The sequence below is a fragment of the Streptomyces antarcticus genome, from assembly GCF_026627255.1.
In the GTDB taxonomy this organism is placed as follows: domain Bacteria; phylum Actinomycetota; class Actinomycetes; order Streptomycetales; family Streptomycetaceae; genus Streptomyces; species Streptomyces antarcticus.
Map to the genome: position 1 here is coordinate 61050 of NZ_JAPNLM010000028.1, position 19379 is coordinate 80428.

Sequence of the window (19379 nt, forward strand, 5' to 3'; positions counted from 1 at the left end):
CGGCTTCACAGGTCAGCGCAGGGGCAAGGCCGGCGCCGGTGTCCCCCACGCGATGGCTGTGGGAAGGAGGCCCGCCTTCCGGCTTGTCGCAACTGCCGCGGCTCCCCAGAACGCTGGGGGCTCCCCGTATCGGGGAGGAGCACGCCCGCGGTGCCCACGCCCAGCCGTACGGGCCGATGTACGCCGCCACCCAGGCCATGAGCATTGCCGTGGCCCTCGGCGACACCTCCGGGGCGCTGCGCCTCATGGACACCGTCCGCCTGGACTACGCCGTGCCGCTGGCCACCCGTGCCCGCTACGGCCTGGACGTCGCCCTCACCCACGTGGAATGCCGGCGCTGGGAGGCCGCAGCCGACACCCTTGAAGTCGTCTGCACGATGGCCCCCGGGTGGGTGCGCCACCAGATGCTCCCCGGTGTCATCATCGGCTGGCTCGCCGGAGTTTCCGTCGGTCGTCTGCGCGGTCTTGCCAACGCCGCCGGGGTCCCCCTCGGGGTGCGCTGACCCGCGGCCCGGCTACCACGCCTCGTAGCAGTCGACCGGCCGCCACCTGCTCGACTGCTACGGGGCGTTGCACAAGCCCGGCCGCCGGGTCCTGCGCTGCCACGCCCCATGGCACTGAAACCCAGCACGGACTGCCACCGCTGCCACGGGCCGTGTCTGGGCCCGCGTGCCGGTGCGCAGCAGCCTTGTGGGCATGCCGACCAATCCGCCCGGCGGCCTCGGGCACGTACCCGTCGCCGTCTACGCCTGCGCCTCCACCGCCGCCGCCGTCCGCGACGGCGAGAAACGCGGCCGCCACTACGCCGACGCCCGGCACTGGCACGTTGCCGGGGCGTGGTCCGATGCCGACCCGGCGGTGCCACTCGCAGAGCGCTCCGGCTGGCAGGCCATAACGTCCGCCCTGTCCACCGGAATGATCCGGGGCATCATCGTCGGCTCCCTCTCCCACGTCGCTGCCGATGCCGCCCAGTTCGCCGGCCTTGGCGTCCTGATCCGAGACCGGGGCGGGTTCCTCGTGCACGCCGCAGCCGGCCTGCCCCGCCGCACCCCCGGCCAGCAACAGCGGCGCCGTGACATCGCCGACGCGTCCTCGCGGTGGTCCCCATGGGGCGACACGCCACAGGCAGACAGTCCGTGAACGCCGGGCACCCCTGGGTCGGGGACCTGGTGGAAGACGACCAAGGGCGGCGGGCGATCGTCACCGACGTCAAAGAAGCCGGAACTGTCTGGGTGCTGCGGCCCGTGGCGGGAGGTTTCACCGCCCAGTGGCAGACGACTCACCCCGACCGCCTCGAAGTGATCCGCCGCCGCGGCGAGCACGACACCCCCTGAACGCCCCGTCATGCCCACGCACCACGACCGGAAGGCGAAGCCCCCGTGTACGCGTTCGGCCTGTGCATCGACCAGAAGTACCTCACCCCCGGCCTGGCCACCATCACCGGCCTGGCCGACAGCCTCACCCCGGCTGCCCGCCGCAACGCAGCGGTACGGGTACTCACCCTCGACCTTCACCCCGCGCAGGCGCTCCTCCTGGCCGACCTTGCCAAGCGCGTCGGCTTCGGCTCCTTCGACCTGCGCCACCGCCCCCCGCTGCGTGCCTCCCGCATGGCCGATGCCTCCTACATCACCATCACCACCTACCTGCGTTTCGAGTTCACGCCCGGCTTCGTCCGCCGGCCCTACCTGATCTATGTGGACGCCGACGTACTCGTACGCGGAGACCTCACCGAACCGCTCGGCCTCCTTCAGCCGGGCGAGACGGGCGCCGTGCGCGACGAGTTCAATTCCGCAGTGGGGCAGTGCCCAGCACTGCCCGGCGCCGCCGACCGTTGGCCCCACCTCCACGGCCGCCCCTACTTCAACGCGGGCATGCTCTGGACCCACACCAGCCACATGCCCCACATCCGGCAGGGTGTCGAGAGAGCTCTGATCCGCGGTCGGCGCCACATCCTCCACAACGACCAGGACGCCCTGAACCTGTGGCTCCTGCACTCCGGCCGGGTACGGCCGGTGGCGGGCGGCTACAACCGGTTCGAGGTCGGCCGGTTCCTCGAACGCGGGAACTGGGTGCGCCGCGTCGTAGCCCGGCCGCTGCGACCCGACCCGGCCGCCGCCGTCGTGCACTTCGTCGGCCCCGAGAAGCCGTGGCAGACCACCTGCCCTGTCACGGACGACGTTGCCGAGTACCGGGTGCACCTGGCCCGCACCATGCGGCACGTTCGCCGCCTGGGCGCCGTCGGCACGGAACCGGCGGGTGTGCGGTGACCGGGCAGGTTCCGGCGGCGGTCTCGCGGGCGTGCGCCATCCTGCTCGGGGTCCCGGCCCGCACCGCGCAACGCCTGGCCGTCGGCACGCGGACTGCCGTGTACCGGACCGGTCTGGCCGATGGGCGGAGCGTCGTGGTCAAGCTGTACGCCGCCACGGCACACCGCAACGCGATCACGGAAGGTTCGGCGTTCTGCGCCGTGGCCAACCGGGTCCCGGTGCCTGCCGTCCTCGGGTGCGGCACGCTGCCCGGGCACGGATCGACGGCCCTGATCACTGCCGATCTGGGCCCGATCACCCTCGGTAGTGCCGTCCGCTCCGGTCAGGTCCGCGACGACAGAGCCCTTCGAGACCTGGGCGGCCTGCTGGGCTCCCTGCACCGGACACCGGTCCACGTGTCGACGCCGCGCCGCCCGTTCTACGAGCAGGTCTCCTCCCTCGGCCGGCGGTGCCCGCCCGGCACCCTGGACCGGATCGCCCCCACCCTGGCAGCCATCGCCGACGCCTCCCGCACGGCGCCCGTGTGGTGCCACGGCGACGTGCACCTCGACAACGTCGTGATCTCCGGACCCCGCGCCGTCCGCCACATGGTCGACTTCACCGACGCCGCAGTCGGACCCCGTGAGGCCGACGTCGCCCAGACCCTCGTCATGACCGATGCCATCGCCTCCGTCCGAGCCAGCACGGTCACCGATGCCTACCCCCTGGCGCTCGACCCCCGTCTGCTGTCCACGTGGGCCGTCTTCCACACCGTGCGCTGCTGGGCGCACTCCTCCCCTGGCGACGACCGCGCTCACCTCGACGTTCCCGCTGAAGTCCTCCACCTGCGCCGCAAGACCGCCGGCCACACCGCTGCCGAGTCCGACTACTTCCTCCACGAACCCGGCTTCCTCGACCACGCCCGCGACTACTTCGTAGGCACGGCCCGCCCACCAGTGTCGCGCGAGGTCACCGTCATGGCGGCCGACACCAGCCCGGACGACGTCGCGCAGGCAGCGGAAGCTCTCGTCACCTTCTGGGCGAGGTGACCGCGATGCCCACCGCCCTGTTCGCCTGGCGCCGCACCCCGCCCCCGTTCCTCATCGGCGGCGCGGAAGTCACCCAGCAACTCCTCGCCGAAGAACTCGCCGCCGCCGGATGGCGCGTCACCTACCTCGGCTCCCACGAAGCCCCCTGGGACGGCACCACGCAGCGCGCTGACATGCGCGCCTACCTGGACGCCCACCGCGCCCCGTGCGAGGACGCACGCGGGGCCTTGCGATACCAGTGGAACGGAGTGGACTGCATCGCCGTCCCCCAGGATCGCGTGGATCCCGTCCTGGGGAGCATGCTCGCTGGCCTCCGGCCGGACATCGTGTTCACCTCACAGGAAGGCTCGGCGCGGCTTGCCGCACAGACCCGGCCTTCGGCTCTGGTGGCGGGCCTGCTGCACTCTGTGTCCGCCACCGGACTCGGAGTTCTCGCCGGCCGCCCCCACTACGGTCTCGCCGTGTCGGAGTTCGTCCGGCAGCGTGCGCCCCGCACGGACGGAACCCGCCTCGCGGTGCTCTACCCGCCGTTCGCGCAGGCCGTGCCGGGACCGGACTCGGACCGCGCAGCTTCGGTACTCATGGTCAACCCGATCCCCGCCAAGGGATCCGCCCTGCTGCACCAGCTCATCCAACTCATGCCCGAACAGCACTTCACCCTGGTCGAAGGCTGGTGGAACACCGCCGCAGACTTCGCCGCCTACCCGAACGTGACCTTCGTGCCCCGCGTCTACGACATGGGTCCGCTCTACCGCAGCCACCGCCTGCTCCTGGTGCCTTCCACGGTGGAAGACGCCTTCCCCCGAGTGATCATCGAAGCGGCCTTGCACGGCGTGGCGACCATTGGCACCGACCGGGGCGGCATCCCCGAGGCCATTGGCGGCGCCGGGATCGTCCTGCCCCACACTGTCGGGCCCGAGACGTGGGCGCGGGCGATCCGCGAGGCCGACCACCAGGCCCTCGGCGCGCAGGCTCGGCAGCGGGCGGCACAGCTCACTCGGCTGTGCCTACCCGAACTGCAGGCCTTCGGGATCTACGCGGCCTCGGCGAACGCTTCCTCCACAAGGCCGAGCCGGTCCGTCCACCAGTGAAGAAGGGCCTCATCGGCGGTGAACAGGTCATCGCAGGAGTGGTCATGCCGGTCGTAGTGGAACTCAAGCTGCCAGAAATCCGTCATCCGCTTCCACCACAGCCGGCGGACACCATCGGTCAGCGCGGCCGACTCCAGCGGGATCACCGACCGGTAGCCGCCTACGAAAGCCGATGCCCGGCCAAGATCGAACACGCCGTCCACGCCGAACTGCACCTGCGCCGTGCGCACGACTTCCTCGGCGTAAGGGCGGACACCGAGCCGGTCCCAGTCCAGGACGGCGGCAAGCTCGCCGCCCTCCCACAGCAGATTCCGGAACTGGAAGTCACCGTGCGTCCAGCCGTGCGGCCCCGCCGGAGTATCGCCCTCGGGGCGCAGGTGAGCGTGCTTGTCGAGCAGGACCCGGCGCTGTTCCAGGGCATCCCCCGCGACCGCGTCGAAGGCGTCGCCCGCACCCCGAGCTCGCACGGCCGACCCGAGCCGATCGGCCTTCTGCAGGGCCCGCTCCGGGGCGGTCACGTCGGCGGTAACGGCGTCGGGCGCGGCGGGCAGCGCGTGGCCGCCGGCGGCGCGCCCGAGTGCCATATGGAGGCTGGCAAGGTGTGCCCCGAGCGTGGCCACCTGCGACAGGGGAAGGTCGATTCCGCGGACGTGCTCTCCGGCGGACCACGGGAACAGGCAGTACCCGTCACCGCCGATCTCGGCGACGGTGTCACCGGAAGCGGTGGTCACTGGGGCACACACGGGGATACCGTCAGCGGCGAGGGAGGAGAGGACGGCGAGGTTGCGACGCAGCCGGTCAAGCGGCACGTCCGTGACCCGCTTGAGAGCGAACCGCCCGGCAGGGGTGTCCAACCGCCAGTTCACGTTCATCAGGCCCTCGGCCAGGTGATGCCGGTCCCGCACATCGCCGAGATCGAAGGCGCTGATCAGCTCGGCAAGATCATCGGTGGGGATGTGCGTCCTGTCCGTCACGGTCGCGTCGGTCACTCCGACGACGATACGCGAGCCAGGTACCCGCATGCACAAGGATCACCACAGTCGTCGCAAGCACTCCCACGGCCGCCCTCCTGACCGGCTGGCCGCATCCGGAAACGAACGCGGCCCCTGTCCCGGCATCTGGGTCAGGGGCCGCAGTCGCGGCATGGTCACTGCCCGTCGGGCCGCGCGCCGGCGAGACAGTCCGCCAGAGCAGGCGCGAGCCACACGACGGAGGGCCGGTTGCACGGGGTGATCACCTCGGCTGCATGTCCGGCGAGCCGGGACCGCGACGGCGTCGGGGACCACGCGCTAGCCGTTCCCGGTCCGCCGCGTACCGGCGGTACGCGCAGCACCCGCAGCACCCGCGGTCCCGCACGACGGGCCCGGACGCCCCACCGGCGTACCGGGCCCGTCGGCGTACCGGGGCTCCGGTGCGCGGCGCGGGCGGCGGCGCCGAGGGGTCAGGCCGCCGCGTCGGGGTCCGGCTTGGACCGCTCGTACAGCTCGAACCAGATCGACTTGCCCTCGCCCCGCGGGTCCACGCCCCAGGTGTCGGCCAGCATCTCCATCAGCAGCACCCCGCGGCCGCTGGACGCCATCTCCCCCGGCCGCCGCTTGTGCGGCAGCTCGTCGCTGGCGTCCGCGACCTCGACGCGCAGCCGCCGCTCGCCCAGTTCACCCACCGCCTCCGCCACGAGCAGCGCGTCGCCGTCGGTGTGCACGAGTACGTTCGTCACCATCTCGGAGACCATCAGCACCGCCGAGTCCACCTGGTCGGCGTCCGCCCAGTCGTGCAGCAGCTCCTGCACCTGCCGACGGGCGCCCGAGATCCGCTCCGGCTCGGCCTGGGCCACGGTCAGCATCGTGCGACGGGACGGCCGGACCGGGTGCGCCGCCGTACCGCAGCCGCAGTCCGCGCTCTCGCGGCACAGCAGCACCACGGCTATGTCGTCCTCGCGGCGGTCGGCGAGCGGACCGGTCGTGTGGTGCGAGGACGGGCCGTGGACGGCCTGGACCAGCAGGTCGGCGAGCTTCTCCAGGTGCCCGGCGCCGGGGCCGCCGGGTGCGTCGCCCCCGTCGCCGGGGCCCGAGGACGGCCACGGATCGGACTCCAGGACGGCCCGCAGCCGCGCCCAGCCGGTGTCCAGGTCGTGCCCGCCCGTCTCGATCAGCCCGTCGGTGCAGAGCATCAGCGTCTCGCCCGGTTCCAGGGCGAACCGGGTGGTGGGGTAGTCGGTGTCGGGCACGATCCCGAGCGGCAGCCCGCCCGCCGTGGAGCGCATCAGGACGGTGCCGTCGGTCATCCGGACCACGGGATCGGGGTGGCCGGCGCGGGCCACCTCCAGCACGCCGGTCTCCGGGTCGCACTCCACGTACAGGCAGGTGGCGAAGCGGGGGCTGTGGAAGTCGGCGTCGTCATAGGGCTCCGCCTCGGAGCCGGGCCCCTGGGACGAGCACAGCCCGGCGAGGAAGCGGGAGGCCCGGGAGAGCACCGCGTCGGGCCGGTGGCCCTCGGAGGCGTACGCCCGTACGGCGATCCGCAGCTGGCCCATCAGGCCGGCCGCGCGGACGTCGTGACCCTGCACGTCCCCGATGACCAGCGCGAACCGTCCCGAGGGCAGCGGGATCATGTCGTACCAGTCGCCGCCGACCTGGAGCCCGCCGCCGGTGGGGACGTACCGGGCGGCGATGGTCATGCCGGGGATCTCCGGCCCGAGCTGCGGCATCATCGACCGCTGGAGGCCCGTGGTGAGCTCCCGCTCGGATTCGGCCACCCCGGCGCGCTGGAGGGCCTGGGCCAGCATCCGGGCCACGGTCGTCAGGACGGAGCGCTCGTCGGGGGAGAAGAACACCGGGTGCTTGAAGGCGGCCATCCAGGCGCCCATGGTCCGCCCGGCCACGATCAGCGGAAGGAAGGCCCAGGAGGTGCGGTCGAAGCGCTGGGCGAGCGGCCAGGTGACCGGGAAGCGCCGTTTGTAGTCGTCCGGTGTGGGGAGGTAGATCGCCCGGCCCGTACGGACGACCTCCGCGGCCGGGTAGTCCGTGTCCAGCCGCATCTCCGTGAAGGGGCCCTCGTCGCCGGGACCGTGCCCGTGGTGCCCGATCACCGACAGCCGGTCGCCGTCCACACCGAACACGGCCAGCCCGTCCGGACTGAAGCCCGGCATGGATAGCGAGGCCGCGACCCGCAGCACCTCGGAGGTGGACCGGGCCTCGGCGAGCGCGCGCCCCGCGTCCAGCAGGAAGGCCTCGCGGGAGCGCCGCCAGTCCCCGGTGATCGGGGTGTGGGCGGCCGTCGTGCCCGGCTGCGGCTCGGCGATCTCCTGGATCGTGCCGATCAGCTCGTAGTCGACGCGGCCGCCCTCGGCCCGGCTCTCCAGCGCCTTGGAGCGGCTGCGCACCGTCCGCAGGACCCGGCCGTCCTCGTCCATGATCCGCAGCCGGGCCTCGGCGAGGGTGTTCTCGGCGACGGCCAGGTTCACGATGCCGTTGATCTCGTTCCAGTCCACCGGGTGGAACCGGGACCGCACGGCGACCTCCGGCAGCACGACCGGCTCGGCGGGCAGCCCGAGGAGCCGGGCGGCCTCGCCGTCGAGCGTGACCGTCCCGGAGGCGTTGTCCCATCTCCACAAGCCGGTCGCGATGGCGGCCAGGACGTCCTCGGTGCGCACCCGGTCATCTTTACAGGTCATCCCCCTGACGTGCCTGTTCGCCCACCCGCTGCGGGCGGGCCCGCGCGCGGTCCCGCCCGGACGGTAACCTTGGGACGGTTGAATCCACCCTGGTATCCCGTAGAACTGGATGACTGATGCATCGGTACAGGTCCCACACGTGCGGCGAGCTCCGTGCCTCCGACGTCGCCTCCGACGTCCGGCTGAGCGGCTGGCTGCACAATCGTCGAGACCTGGGCGGCATCCTCTTCATCGATCTGCGTGACCACTACGGCATCACGCAGCTCGTCGCCCGCCCCGGCACCGCGGCGAACGAGGCGCTCAGCAGCGTCTCCAAGGAGACCGTCGTCCGCATCGACGGCAAGGTCGTCTCGCGCGGCGCGGACAACGTCAACCCCGAGCTGCCCACCGGCGACGTCGAGATCGAGGTCACCGACGTCGAGGTGTTGGGCGCGTCCGCCCCGCTGCCCTTCACGATCAACACCGACGACGGCGTGAACGAGGAGCGGCGCCTGGAGTACCGCTTCCTCGACCTGCGGCGTGAGCGCATGCACCGCAACATCATGCTGCGCTCGGCCGTCATCGCGTCGATCCGCTCGAAGATGGTGGCCCTCGGCTTCAACGAGATGGCGACCCCGATCCTCACCGCGACCTCCCCCGAGGGCGCCCGTGACTTCGTCGTTCCGTCCCGCCTGAACCCGGGCAGGTTCTACGCCCTGCCGCAGGCGCCGCAGCAGTTCAAGCAGCTGCTGATGATCTCCGGCTTCGACCGGTACTTCCAGATCGCGCCCTGCTTCCGCGACGAGGACGCCCGCGCCGACCGCTCGCCGGGCGAGTTCTACCAGCTCGACGTCGAGATGTCCTTCGTCGAGCAGGAGGATGTCTTCCAGCCGATCGAGCGCCTGATGACCGAGATCTTCACGGAGTTCGGCAAGGGCCGCGAGGTCACCTCCCCGTTCCCGCGGATCCCGTTCCGCGAGTCGATGCTGAAGTACGGCAACGACAAGCCTGACCTGCGCGCCAAGCTGGAGCTCGTCGACATCACCGACGTGTTCGCGGGCTCGGAGTTCAAGGCGTTCGCCGGCAAGCACGTGCGCGCGCTGGCCGTCCCGGACACCGCCGGGCAGCCGCGCAAGTTCTTCGACGGCCTCGGCGAGTACGCGATCTCGCTGGGCGCCAAGGGCCTGGCCTGGGTCCGTGTGGGCGAGGACGGCGCGCTGACCGGCCCGATCGCCAAGTTCCTCACCGAGGAGAACGTCAAGGTCCTCACCGACCGGCTGGGCCTCGCGGCCGGCCACGCGGTGTTCTTCGGCGCCGGCGAGTTCGACGAGGTCTCCAAGATCATGTCGGGCGTCCGCGTCGAGGCGGCCAAGCGCGCGGGCCAGTTCGAGGAGAACGTCTTCCGCTTCTGCTGGATCGTCGACTTCCCGATGTACGAGAAGGACGAGGAGACCGGCAAGATCGACTTCTCCCACAACCCGTTCTCCATGCCCCAGGGCGGCATGAAGGACCTGGAGGAGAAGGACCCGCTCGACATCCTGGCGTGGCAGTACGACATCGTCTGCAACGGCATCGAGCTGTCCTCCGGCGCGATCCGCAACCACGAGCCCGAGGTCATGCTGAAGGCCTTCGAGATCGCCGGTTACGAGGCCGAGACCGTCGAGCGCGAGTTCGCCGGCATGCTGCGCGCGTTCCGCCTCGGCGCCCCGCCGCACGGCGGCATCGCCCCGGGCGTCGACCGCATCGTGATGCTGCTGGCCGACGAGCCGAACATCCGCGAGACCATCGCCTTCCCGCTCAACGGCAACGCCCAGGACCTGATGATGGGCGCGCCGACGGTGCTGGAGGAGGCCCGCCTGCGCGAGCTGAACATCGCGCTGCGCAAGCCGGTCGAGACGAAGGCCGCCGCGGAGCGGCCGGTCTCCGACGCCGTGACCCCGGACGCCGGGTCGCCGCGCGGCTGACCCGTCGGGCCGGCCGGCCCGCGTAGGACCGAAAGGCGGCGCCCCCTCCGGGTGGAGGGGGCGCCGCCCTTCTGTCTTTCTGGCCTGTGTCTGTCGGTGGGGCTAGAAGCGGTTCAGGAGGCCCTTGAGGAGGGTGGCCGAGGGGAGGTCGGCGGGGGCGGGGCCGGCGTGGAAGAAGCCGGCGTTGCCCGCGTCCAGCTTGCGCACGAAGTCGAACGCCTTGGACTCGTGCTCGCCGAAGGCGACGAACTGCCAGTGGACGCCGGGTACGGTGACGGCCGCCTCGGCGAGGGCCAGCCGGGCCGGCTGGCGGTTGTCGGGGGCGCCGTCGACCTGGAAGAGGACGAGGGCCGGGCCCTCGCCGCCCGCCTTCTGGTAGTGCTCGACGACGGCCTCGACGGCCACGTGGTAGTTGGTGCGGCCCATCCGGCCGAGCGCGGCGTGCCGGGCCTCGACCCAGCTGGCGCGGTGCCCGTCGAGGGTGAGGTCGGCGGTGCCGTCCACCTCCGTGGAGAAGAACACGGTGTGGACCGTGGCCTCGTCGTCCAGGTGGGCGGCGAGCGCGAGGGCGTGGTCGGCGAGGCGCTGGGCGCTGCCGTTCTTGTAGAACGGGCGCATGGAGCCGGACCGGTCGAGGACGAGGTAGACCTTGGCGCGGGCGCCCGCCCGGCCCTTGCCGCGGAGCACCTGCGCGGCGGCCTTGTACGCACCGGCGACCCCGGGGGCCCGGCGGCGTACGGCGGCCGCCGCGTGGGCGGAACCCGCCAGTCCCGGCACGGCGGCCGCGACGACGTCCAGGACTTCCGGTGCCACCGGCTCCGCCTGGACGGCGACGGGCTCCGGCACGGCGACGGGCTCGGGCGCGGCGACGGGCTTCGGCGCGGGCACTGCGACGGGCTCGGGCTCGGCTTCCGGCTGGGCAGCCACGGGTACGGGCTCGGCCGCCGGCTCGGGGATGGCGACGGGCTCGGGGGCGACGACCGGCTCGGGAGCGGCGACGGCGACGGGCTCGGGCTCGGCTTCCGGCTGGGCAGCCACGGGTACGGGCTCGGCCGCCGGCTCGGGCTCCGTCCGGGCTGCCACGGGGGCGGCAGCGGCCTCCGGCTCGGCCGCCACGGGGGCGGCGACGGGCTCCGCTTCCGCTTCCGGGGCAGGGGTCGGCTCGGGGGTGGCGTCCACCTCCGGGGCGGGGGCCGCGGCGGCGACGGGCTCGGCCACGACGGGCTCGGCCGCTACCGGCTCGGTGGCCGCGGCCACCGGTTCCGCTTCCGCTTCCGTTTCCGGCGCGGCAGCGGTGTCGGCTTCCGGCGCGGTGGCCCCGTCCCGGGCCTGGGGTGCGGCCTGGGCGGCCTCCTGGGGCTCCGGGGCGGTGGCCTCGGCGGCCGGGGCCTCCGGCGCGGCAGCGGCCGCCACGGGCTCCGGCTCCGCTTCCGGCTTCGGTGAAACGTCAGCGGCGGCGACAACGGCAGCGGCGGCAGCGGTGTCCGCCTCCGGCGCGGGGGCCGCGGCCCCCGCCGGCTCGGCGGCAGCGGGCGCCGCCGGCGTTTCGGCGGGGTCAGCGGGGGAAGCCGCGGGGTTCTGCTGCACCGCGGACGGCGAAGGCCGACGGGCCTCCGGAACCGTGGGGTCCGTGGTCGTCGCCGTGAGGAGGGTGCCCGGTTCGCGGTCGCGGGGGGCGGACTGCGGAGGAACGGTGGGGTTGTCGAAGGACGCCGCCACCAGTTCGGCCGCCGCGTCCAGGGGGGTGCGTTCCGCCTGGCTCGGGAAGGCCGGGGAAGTGGCGTCCGACGTTTCCGGAACCGGCTCCGTAGACCGTCCGAACACCTTGCGCAACAAGCTCCGAATACCCATGGGCCAGGCCTTTCGCATGAGTGCGTGAGTCATATGTCCGTGCTGCGCGGATGATCCCTGCCCAGAGTGGACACGTAAGGTTATCGGCCGCCCGGCTGGAACTTCGGCAGGGGCGCCTTTCGTGGCGTCCGGCTCCCGCGAGGTTCCCGCCCCGGCACCGAACTCCTCCTCCGCCGTGCCGGGTTCACCGCCCGTTCATCCTGCCGCCGCCGCATCGGCGCACCCCCCGCCTAGCGTCACGGCTGGATTGATTCCGACACGTTGTCGGCGCCCACGCAGCCTCGGAGGACACTCGTGCGCAAGCTTCTGCCGTTCATCGGCAACCCGCATGGGAGCGGCCGTTCCGCTCTCACCTGCCGCTACCGCTGCGGTGACGCATGCTTCCACGAGGTGCCGAACACCAGCGACAACGAGTACGCCGGCGATGTCATAGCCCGTGCCTACTCCCGCCGCTCGATGCTGCGCTCGGCCGCCGTCGTCACGGTCGCCACCGCCGCCGGCTCGGCCGTCACCCTCGGCGCCGGCGGGGGCCAGAGCGCCAACGCGACGCCCACCGCCGACGCCGCCACGGGTTCCGGCCGGGCAGGCGAGGCCGCCCGCGGCCTGCGCTTCACGTCCGTCGCGCCGAACACCGCCGACAAGGTCACCGTCCCCGAGGGCTACGAGCAGAACGTGGTGATCCGCTGGGGCGAGCCGATCGTCAAGGGAGCGCCGGGCTTCAACGCGGACAAGCAGACCGCGGCGGCGCAGGCGGGCCAGTTCGGCTACAACAACGACTTCCTGAGCCTCCTCCCGCTCGGCGGCGACTACGAGCGTCAGCAGCTGCTCGTGGCCAACCACGAGTACACGGACGAGATCCTCATGTTCAAGGGCTACGACCCGGCCAACCCGACGCGCGAGCAGGTCGAGATCGCCTGGGCCGCGCACGGCCTGTCCGTGGTCGTGGTGCAGGAGGACCACCGCAGCGGCAAGCTGACCGCGGTCTCGCGCCACCAGCTCAACCGCCGTCTGACCGCCACCAGCGAGTTCCGGATGACCGGCCCGGCCGCGGGCGGCGCCCTGCTGAAGACCTCCGCGGACGCCACCGGCACGAAGGTGCTCGGCACCCTCAACAACTGCGCTGGCGGCACCACCCCGTGGGGCACCACCCTCCACGGCGAGGAGAACTTCAACCAGTACTTCGCCAACGCCGGCCAGGTCACCGACCCCGTCCAGGCCGCCCGCCTGAAGCGCTACGGCGTGACCTCCGGCGCCACCGAGCGCAAGTGGGAGCGGTTCGACAAGCGCTTCGACACGGCGCAGGAGCCCAACGAGTCGCACCGCCACGGCTGGGTCGTCGAGCTCGACCCGTACGACCCGAAGTCCACCCCGCGCAAGCGCACCGCGCTGGGCCGCTTCAAGCACGAGGCCGCGCAGCCCCGCCTGACCGAGGACGGCCGCCCCGTCGTCTACATGGGCGACGACGAGCGCTTCGACTACTTCTACAAGTTCGTCTCCAGCAAGCAGATGAAGAAGGGCAACAGCCGCGCGGCGAAGGAGCACAACCTCACGCTCCTCGACGAGGGCACCCTCTACGTCGCCAAGCTCTCCGGGGACTCCCCGGCCGAGCAGTTCGACGGATCGGGCAAGCTGCCCGCCGACGGCGAGTTCGACGGCTCCGGCGTGTGGATCAAGCTGGCCACCGGCAACGTCTCGCACGTCGAGGGCATGACCGCCGAGGAGGTGTACGTCTTCACGCGCCTGGCCGCCGACAAGGTGGGCGCCACCAAGATGGACCGCCCCGAGGACGTCGAGCCCTCCCCGCGCACCGGCCGCGTGTACATCGCGCTGACCAACAACACCGACCGCGGCAAGCCCGGCAAGGAAGGCGCGACGGAGTCCAACCCGCGCAACCTGAACAAGCACGGCCAGATCCTGGAGCTCGCCGAGAACTTCGACGACCCGGCGGGCGACGGATTCGCCTGGCGGCTGTTCCTCGTGGCCGGCGACCCGAACGACCCGGCCACGTACTTCGCGGGATTCCCGAAGGACAAGGTCAGCCCGATCTCCTGCCCGGACAACGTGGCGTTCGACCCGCACGGCAACCTGTGGATCTCCACCGACGGCAACCAGCTCGGCTCCCACGACGGGCTGTTCGGCGTCGCGACCGCCGGTGACCGCCGAGGCGAGCTGAAGCAGTTCCTGACCGTCCCGCGCGGCGCCGAGACCTGCGGCCCGATCATCCAGGACAAGCGCGTCCTGGTCGCCGTCCAGCACCCGGGCGAGATCGACGGCGCGTCCGTCGAGAAGCCCCAGTCGGTGTGGCCCGACGGCCCCGGCAAGATCGTCCGTCCGGCGGTGGTCTCCGTGTGGCGCAAGGACGGCCGCAACATCGGTGTCTGACCGGGCGGGTCGACCGGACCTACCCGGCCCGTGGGCCGTGTTTCACGTGAAACACGGCCCACGGGCCGTTCAACTGCCATCCGCCAGCGGCCCGACGGGAAGTATGAGGGTGGTCAGCGCGCCGCCGTCGGGGGCGTTGGAGAAGTCCACCGCGACGTCCAGCACCGTGGCCTGGCCGACCGCGATCGTCAGGCCCAGCCCGTGGCCGCGACCGCGTCCGGGGTCCCCGGTGCGGAACCGCTGGGGTCCCTGCCCGATGAGTTCGGGCGGGTACCCGGCGCCGTGGTCGCGGATGACCACCACCGGCCCGTCCACGGTCACCTCCACCGGCGGCTGCCCGTGCTTGTGCGCGTTGACCAGCAGATTGGTCAGGATCCGGTCGAGGCGCCGCCGGTCGGTGAGGACGACGGTGTCGCGGACGATCCGCACCGAGACGGTCAGCCGGGTGCCGGCGACGGCCCGCTCCACCGCCCGGCCGAGCTCCACCCGGCCGAGGTCGGCCCGTTCGACGCCGGAGTCCAGCCGGGAGATCTCCAGCAGGTCCTCGGTGAGCAGGTGCAGGGCCTTGAGCCGGTCGACGATCATCTCCTTGGGGCGGCCGTCGGGCAGCAGCGCCGCCGCGGCCAGTGAGCCCGTGAGGGGGGTGCGCAGTTCGTGCGCCACGTCGGCGGTGAAGCGCTTCTCCGCCTCCAGCCGCTCCTGGAGCGATCCGGCCATCGAGTCCAGCGCCTGCGCGACGTCCCGTACCTCGTCCTGGGAGCGGGGCGAGCGCGGCCCGTCGCCGTCCTGGAGGCCCACGCGGGCGTCCAGGTCACCGGCGCTGATCCGGCGGGCCACGGCGGCGGTCGTCGCGAGCCGGCGGCTGATCCGGTCGGCGAGGAACAGGCCGGCCAGCGCCACCACCCCGGCGGCGAGCGCCGAGGACGCGAGGATCGCGGTATCGACGTCGCGCAGCCGCTCGCGGGTCTCCTCGTACGGGACCCAGACGGCGAGGGCCTTGTCGTCGGCGGGCGTGGCGGCCCACATGACGGGCCGGCCGGCGCGCGCCCCGACCATGCTCCCGGTCTGCCCCCGCGCGACCACGTCGCGCAGCGGCCGCGGCAGTGAGGGCGGGTCCAGGGCGACGTTCACGTCCCCGTGGGCGGTGCCGTACTGGTAGTGGCCGATGGCGTGGTCCAGGTCCCGGTCCGCGTCCTTGCGGACCTCGCCGACGATCTGCCGGGCGACGACGTTGTGCACCAGGACCCCCAGCGCGGCGGCGACCATGCAGCACACCATGGTGGTGGTCAGGGCGATCTTCCAGCGCAGGCTGCTCAGCGCGCGCATCGGGCCCCGTCGGTCCGCAGCGGGGTCGCGGGGATGGCGGGGCACTCGTCGAGGGTGAGCTGGGACAGGTTCATGATCCCGGCGTCGGGGTCCCACACGTAGTCGGAGACCGAGACGTAGTCCGGGTTCGAGGTGGGCTCGCGGACCGCCAGGTGCTCGGCGGCCACCTCGACGCCCTCCAGCACCGCGGTCCGGGACAGGATGCGGGCGACGGAGCCGTCGTCCCGGACGGTGTAGACGCGCAGCTCGCTGACCCGGCCGTCGATGTCCACGGCGGTGATCAGCTCCTCGCGGCCGTCGCCCGTCAGGTCGTGCAGGACCCCGGGGCGCACCGGGCAGTCGGCGCCGGCGGCGCCGGTGCAGAGCGCGAGGCGTTGCGCGGCGCGCGGGTCGGCGAGGCGGCCCGTACCGCCGTCCTGGGCGGTGGCTGAGGTGATGTCGGCGCGTACGACGGCCAGCGGGTCCACGCCGCGCATGGTCAGCCCGGGCACCTTGGGCAGGCCGGGGACGACGGCGGCCGCTCCCGCGGTTCCGCCCGGACCGGGCGGGGCGGGGCGGATGTCCTTCCAGAGGGTCAGCGGGGCGCGGACCGTCCCGAGGTCGCCGTCGTTCTGCAGTCCGTCCACGTCGGCGCACCCACCCGCGGCCGCCAGGGCGGCGGCGAGGGCGATCACGGCCGGGGCGCGGTGCATGTACCGATGTTCTCCCGGTGCGCGCCCCCGGGCCCGCCCGCGAGTCCGTTCGGGTACCTGCCCAGGGGCGGCGGGGGCCCGGCGGAGGTCAGGGGCCTGGTGGGCGCGGGCGGGGCTTGCCTGAGGTCAGGGGGCCGGGTGGGCGAGGGCGCGGGCCGCCGCGACCTCCTGGCGGACCGGGGCCAGGACGCTCGAGGCGTCGCCCCCGGCATCGACGGCGACCCGTACGGGGACGGTGCTGCGGCGGACCCCGTCGGCCAGGGACCGCAGCTGCCCTGTGACCTGCTCGACCTCGGCCGCCGAGGGAGCCTCGGCTCCGTGGTTGACCCGGACCCGCGCGGCGGTGGTCGCGTCCACGATCCGCTCGACGGCGACGACCAGGGGCCACCAGGCGGCGGCCCGCGCCCCGACCGGCGGCGGTTCCGTCAGGGCCCGCTGGAACTCGCTGCGCACGCCCGACAGGTCCCGGTAGATGCGCCGCCGGGCCTGGAGGCGGGCCGTCCGGGCGGCGGGCAGCGCGGACGGGTCGGGGAGCGGTGCGAAGGCCCGCTCGACGTACCGGGCGGCGTCGTCCACGGTGTCGGCGAGCCGGTCCCCGATCCGGGTGCGCCAGCTTTCGGGCCACAGCAGGTACCCGGCGACGAGGGTGATGGCGCAGCCGATCAGGCTGTCCAGCAGCCGGGGGCGGATCAGGTCGAAGCCCTGGTGGTTGAGCTGGTCCGAGAGCAGCAGGATCACGGGGGTGATCGCGGCGGTCTGGAAGGCGTACCCCTTGGCGGAGAAGGCGGGGATCAGCGCGGCCAGCACCATCATCACCGGCACGGCCCACCAGCCCCGCGGCACCTCGGCGAGCACGGCGGCGGCGACGACGAGGCCGGCCGCGGTGCCCAGCGCCCGCAGCACGGCCCGGGAGAAGACCGAGCCGAAGTCGGGCTTGAGGACGAAGGTGACGGTGAGGGCGACCCAGTAGGACCGCTCGACCTCGACCAGCGAGACGAGGGACTGCGCGAGCCCGATGCACAGCGCGAGCCGCAGCCCGTACCGCCAGGAGGCCCGGGAGAACATCATGTCGCGGACCGCGCGCCGGGCGCGCACCCGCAGCGCGGCGGGCCGGCCGAGGCGGTCATCGACGTTGTACGGGTCCGGGTCGGCGAGCAGCACGACGGCCGCCGCGTGGCGCAGGGCGGCGTCGATGGCCCGCTCGGCCTGGCCGTGCGGTGCGGGGAGGTCGAGGTCGGGGGTCCCGGTGCGGCCCGCCTCGACGGCGGCCGCCAGCTCCCGCACGGCCGCCGGTACCTCGGGCGGCAGCGGCCGGCCGCGCAGGTGGGCGGCGGGCGCGGCCTCCACGAGCGGGATGACCACGTTGAGCTGGGCCAGCATCCGCACCAGGGAGGGGCTGCGGCCGTGCACCCGGGCCCGCCGGGCCAGCACGAGGTCGTACGCCTGGTTGAGGGCCTGGGTGACCTGGACGCGGCGCTCCTCGTAGTCGGGGCCGCCCGCGGTCTCCAGGGTGCCGGCCAGGGCCCGGTAGGTGGCGGCGACGGCGGCGCGCTCCGGCTGCCGTCCGCGCAGGGGCCAGCCCAGCAGGCTCAGCGCGAGGACGAACAGCCCGCCCGCGGTCATCAGCAGCGGCGCCGTCCACCACGGGCTGGGCAGCGGGAGGCCGGCACCGACGACGGCGTTGAGCAGCAGCAGGAGCCCGGACACGGAGGCGACCGTGCCGATGGAGGAGATCATCCCGGAGACGAGGGCGATCAGGGTGAGGACGCCGACGGCGAGCCAGCCGTGCCCGAACACCAGGGTGCCCAGGGCGACGCCGACGGCGCCGAAGAACTGGGGGACGGCGATGTTGAGGACGCGCATCCGGTAGGCGTCGGCGGTGTCGCCGATGACCCCGGAGAGGGCGCCCATGGAGACGAGCGCGCCGTACTCGGGCTGGTCGAGCGCGAAGCCGACGGCGAGCGGTGCGGCGAGGGCGACGGCCGCGCGCAGCACGGCGGCCCACGGGATCGGTGCACTGCTCGGCCGCAGCCCGTTGAGCAGCCAGGAGGGTGGGGCCAGGGGATGGTTCCGGGAGGTCCGGGACGCTATCCGTCCGGTGCGTTCGGTGCTCATTCCCGCTTCCGTGCCGCCGCTCGCGAATCGATTCTTCTGGGCTCTTCTGCGCCGTAATGCATACGTTGATGCCCGTACCTTCCGAGCTTATGGGGTACGGCGCAGCCGGCCCGCCAGCCAGGCGGCCAGGGCGGTGGCGAGCCCGACCGCCAGCACCGCCCAGACGGCGGTGCGCAGGAATGCGGTGAGGGCGTCGTAGACGGCCCCCGCGGCGGGCCGGTCGATGTCGGCGGGCAGGTCGTCCAGGGTGAGCCGGCGGCCCGCCTCCACCGCGATCCACAGCAGCCCCGCCCCGACCGCGAGTCCCAGGCCGGTGGCGATCACCGCGCGCCGTCGCCGGACGGCGACGGCGATGGCGGCGGCGGCCAGCACCATGGTCAGGGCGGGGAGCCAGACGCCGGCGATCTGGAGCATGCGGAACCCCTTCCGGAGCGCGCCGAGGTTGTCGTACTCCATGACCTTCACGGACACGTGGGTCACCGGGATGCGGTCGGCGAAGGGCACCCCGTTGTCGACGAGCTCGCCCTTGACCTCGGCGATGACGGGTGCGAGGTCGATGCTCACGGCGTTGCCGTCGCCGGTGGTGAGCGCCTCCAGGAAGGCGGCGTGCGCGGCGCGGTTCGCGGCGTCCCAGGCGGTCCGGTAGGCGGGGGTGCCGGCGAAGGAGCGCAGGGCCTCGCCCAGCAGGGCGTCCACCCCGCCCTGGAAGGGGCCGGCGTCGATCTGCCCGGTGAGGGCGCGGGCCGCCTGGGTGACGACGACGTTCTGGACGGCCGGGTCCGTGGCGAGCGGGGACATGGCGGCGGTGTAGCGGTCGGCGTCGCCCAGGTCGCGGTCGGCCCAGTACGCGACGGCGCTCGCGGGCACGAGGAGCGTCACGAGCACGATGAGGACCGCCGACAGGATGGTGCGCACGTCACCAGGGAATGCGGGCGGGGCGCGGTGCGCGAGCGGTGTTGCTGCGGTCGGGTGGCGGACGGGTGATGTCGGGGGGCGGCCGGAGGCGCGGGG

At 73.2% G+C, this 19379-nt stretch carries 15 protein-coding genes; 8 read left to right on the forward strand and 7 right to left on the reverse strand.

Annotated elements, in window-relative coordinates:
• The first annotated feature begins 83 nt into the window (after positions 1 to 83).
• The 6 genes from OTB16_RS31885 (at position 84) to OTB16_RS31910 (ending at position 4386) form a co-directional block, all read left to right on the forward strand.
• On the forward strand, positions 84 to 503 hold the full coding sequence (locus OTB16_RS31885) for a hypothetical protein (protein WP_267725207.1): 420 nt from the start codon (positions 84 to 86) through the stop codon (positions 501 to 503).
• A 193-nt stretch (positions 504 to 696) separates the two neighbouring features.
• Positions 697 to 1140: a hypothetical protein gene (locus OTB16_RS31890; protein ID WP_267725210.1), complete on the forward strand. Its 444-nt coding sequence runs from the start codon at positions 697 to 699 to the stop codon at positions 1138 to 1140.
• On the forward strand, positions 1137 to 1334 hold the full coding sequence (locus OTB16_RS31895) for a hypothetical protein (RefSeq protein WP_267725212.1): 198 nt from the start codon (positions 1137 to 1139) through the stop codon (positions 1332 to 1334). The genes OTB16_RS31890 and OTB16_RS31895 overlap by 4 nt, the downstream gene beginning before the upstream one ends.
• 45 nt (positions 1335 to 1379) lie before the next feature.
• Positions 1380 to 2267: a glycosyltransferase gene (locus OTB16_RS31900; RefSeq protein WP_267725214.1), complete on the forward strand. Its 888-nt coding sequence runs from the start codon at positions 1380 to 1382 to the stop codon at positions 2265 to 2267.
• Positions 2264 to 3295 carry an aminoglycoside phosphotransferase family protein gene (locus OTB16_RS31905; protein ID WP_267725216.1) on the forward strand — a complete coding sequence of 344 codons (1032 nt, stop codon included), beginning with the start codon at positions 2264 to 2266 and terminating at the stop codon, positions 3293 to 3295. The genes OTB16_RS31900 and OTB16_RS31905 overlap by 4 nt, the downstream gene beginning before the upstream one ends.
• A gap of 5 nt (positions 3296 to 3300) precedes the next feature.
• Positions 3301 to 4386, forward strand: a complete 1086-nt coding sequence (locus OTB16_RS31910; protein ID WP_267725218.1) for a glycosyltransferase family 4 protein — start codon at positions 3301 to 3303, stop codon at positions 4384 to 4386.
• Here OTB16_RS31910 and OTB16_RS31915 read toward each other — a convergent pair.
• Both OTB16_RS31915 and OTB16_RS31920 read right to left on the reverse strand, forming a co-directional pair.
• The gene (locus tag OTB16_RS31915; RefSeq protein ID WP_420717840.1) at positions 4329 to 5408 is read right to left on the reverse strand and encodes a phosphotransferase; all 1080 of its coding nucleotides are present in this window, start codon (positions 5406 to 5408) and stop codon (positions 4329 to 4331) included. The two genes, OTB16_RS31910 and OTB16_RS31915, sit on opposite strands and share 58 nt — an antisense overlap.
• A 419-nt stretch (positions 5409 to 5827) precedes the next feature.
• Complete coding sequence (locus tag OTB16_RS31920) at positions 5828 to 8038, reverse strand: ATP-binding SpoIIE family protein phosphatase (RefSeq protein ID WP_267725265.1); 2211 nt, start codon at positions 8036 to 8038, stop codon at positions 5828 to 5830.
• Between the two features lie 137 nt (positions 8039 to 8175).
• Between OTB16_RS31920 and aspS the strand changes: the two genes are divergently transcribed.
• A complete protein-coding gene (gene aspS, locus OTB16_RS31925; RefSeq protein ID WP_267725222.1) occupies positions 8176 to 10002 on the forward strand; it encodes an aspartate--tRNA ligase in 1827 nt (608 codons plus the stop codon).
• A 102-nt stretch (positions 10003 to 10104) separates the two neighbouring features.
• Here the strand turns inward: aspS and OTB16_RS31930 are convergent, their stop codons facing one another.
• Positions 10105 to 11853, reverse strand: coding sequence for a VWA domain-containing protein (locus OTB16_RS31930; RefSeq protein WP_267725224.1), 1749 nt, complete (start codon positions 11851 to 11853; stop codon positions 10105 to 10107).
• 294 nt (positions 11854 to 12147) lie between these two features.
• Here OTB16_RS31930 and OTB16_RS31935 point away from each other — a divergent pair, with 294 nt between their 5' ends.
• Positions 12148 to 14235: a PhoX family protein gene (locus OTB16_RS31935; protein ID WP_267725226.1), complete on the forward strand. Its 2088-nt coding sequence runs from the start codon at positions 12148 to 12150 to the stop codon at positions 14233 to 14235.
• Positions 14236 to 14304: 69 nt separating this feature from the next.
• On the opposite strand, the gene OTB16_RS31940 is transcribed toward OTB16_RS31935, so the two are convergent.
• The 4 genes from OTB16_RS31940 to OTB16_RS31955 form a co-directional block, all read right to left on the reverse strand.
• Complete coding sequence (locus OTB16_RS31940) at positions 14305 to 15561, reverse strand: sensor histidine kinase (protein WP_267725228.1); 1257 nt, start codon at positions 15559 to 15561, stop codon at positions 14305 to 14307.
• The gene (locus tag OTB16_RS31945; RefSeq protein ID WP_267725230.1) at positions 15549 to 16253 is read right to left on the reverse strand and encodes a hypothetical protein; all 705 of its coding nucleotides are present in this window, start codon (positions 16251 to 16253) and stop codon (positions 15549 to 15551) included. The genes OTB16_RS31940 and OTB16_RS31945 overlap by 13 nt, the downstream gene beginning before the upstream one ends.
• Positions 16254 to 16379: 126 nt before the next feature.
• On the reverse strand, positions 16380 to 18368 hold the full coding sequence (locus OTB16_RS31950) for an FUSC family protein (RefSeq protein WP_267725232.1): 1989 nt from the start codon (positions 18366 to 18368) through the stop codon (positions 16380 to 16382).
• A gap of 87 nt (positions 18369 to 18455) precedes the next feature.
• Entirely contained in the window at positions 18456 to 19283 is an 828-nt protein-coding gene (locus OTB16_RS31955) for a hypothetical protein (protein ID WP_267725233.1), read from the reverse strand.
• Between the last annotated feature and the right edge of the window lie 96 nt (positions 19284 to 19379).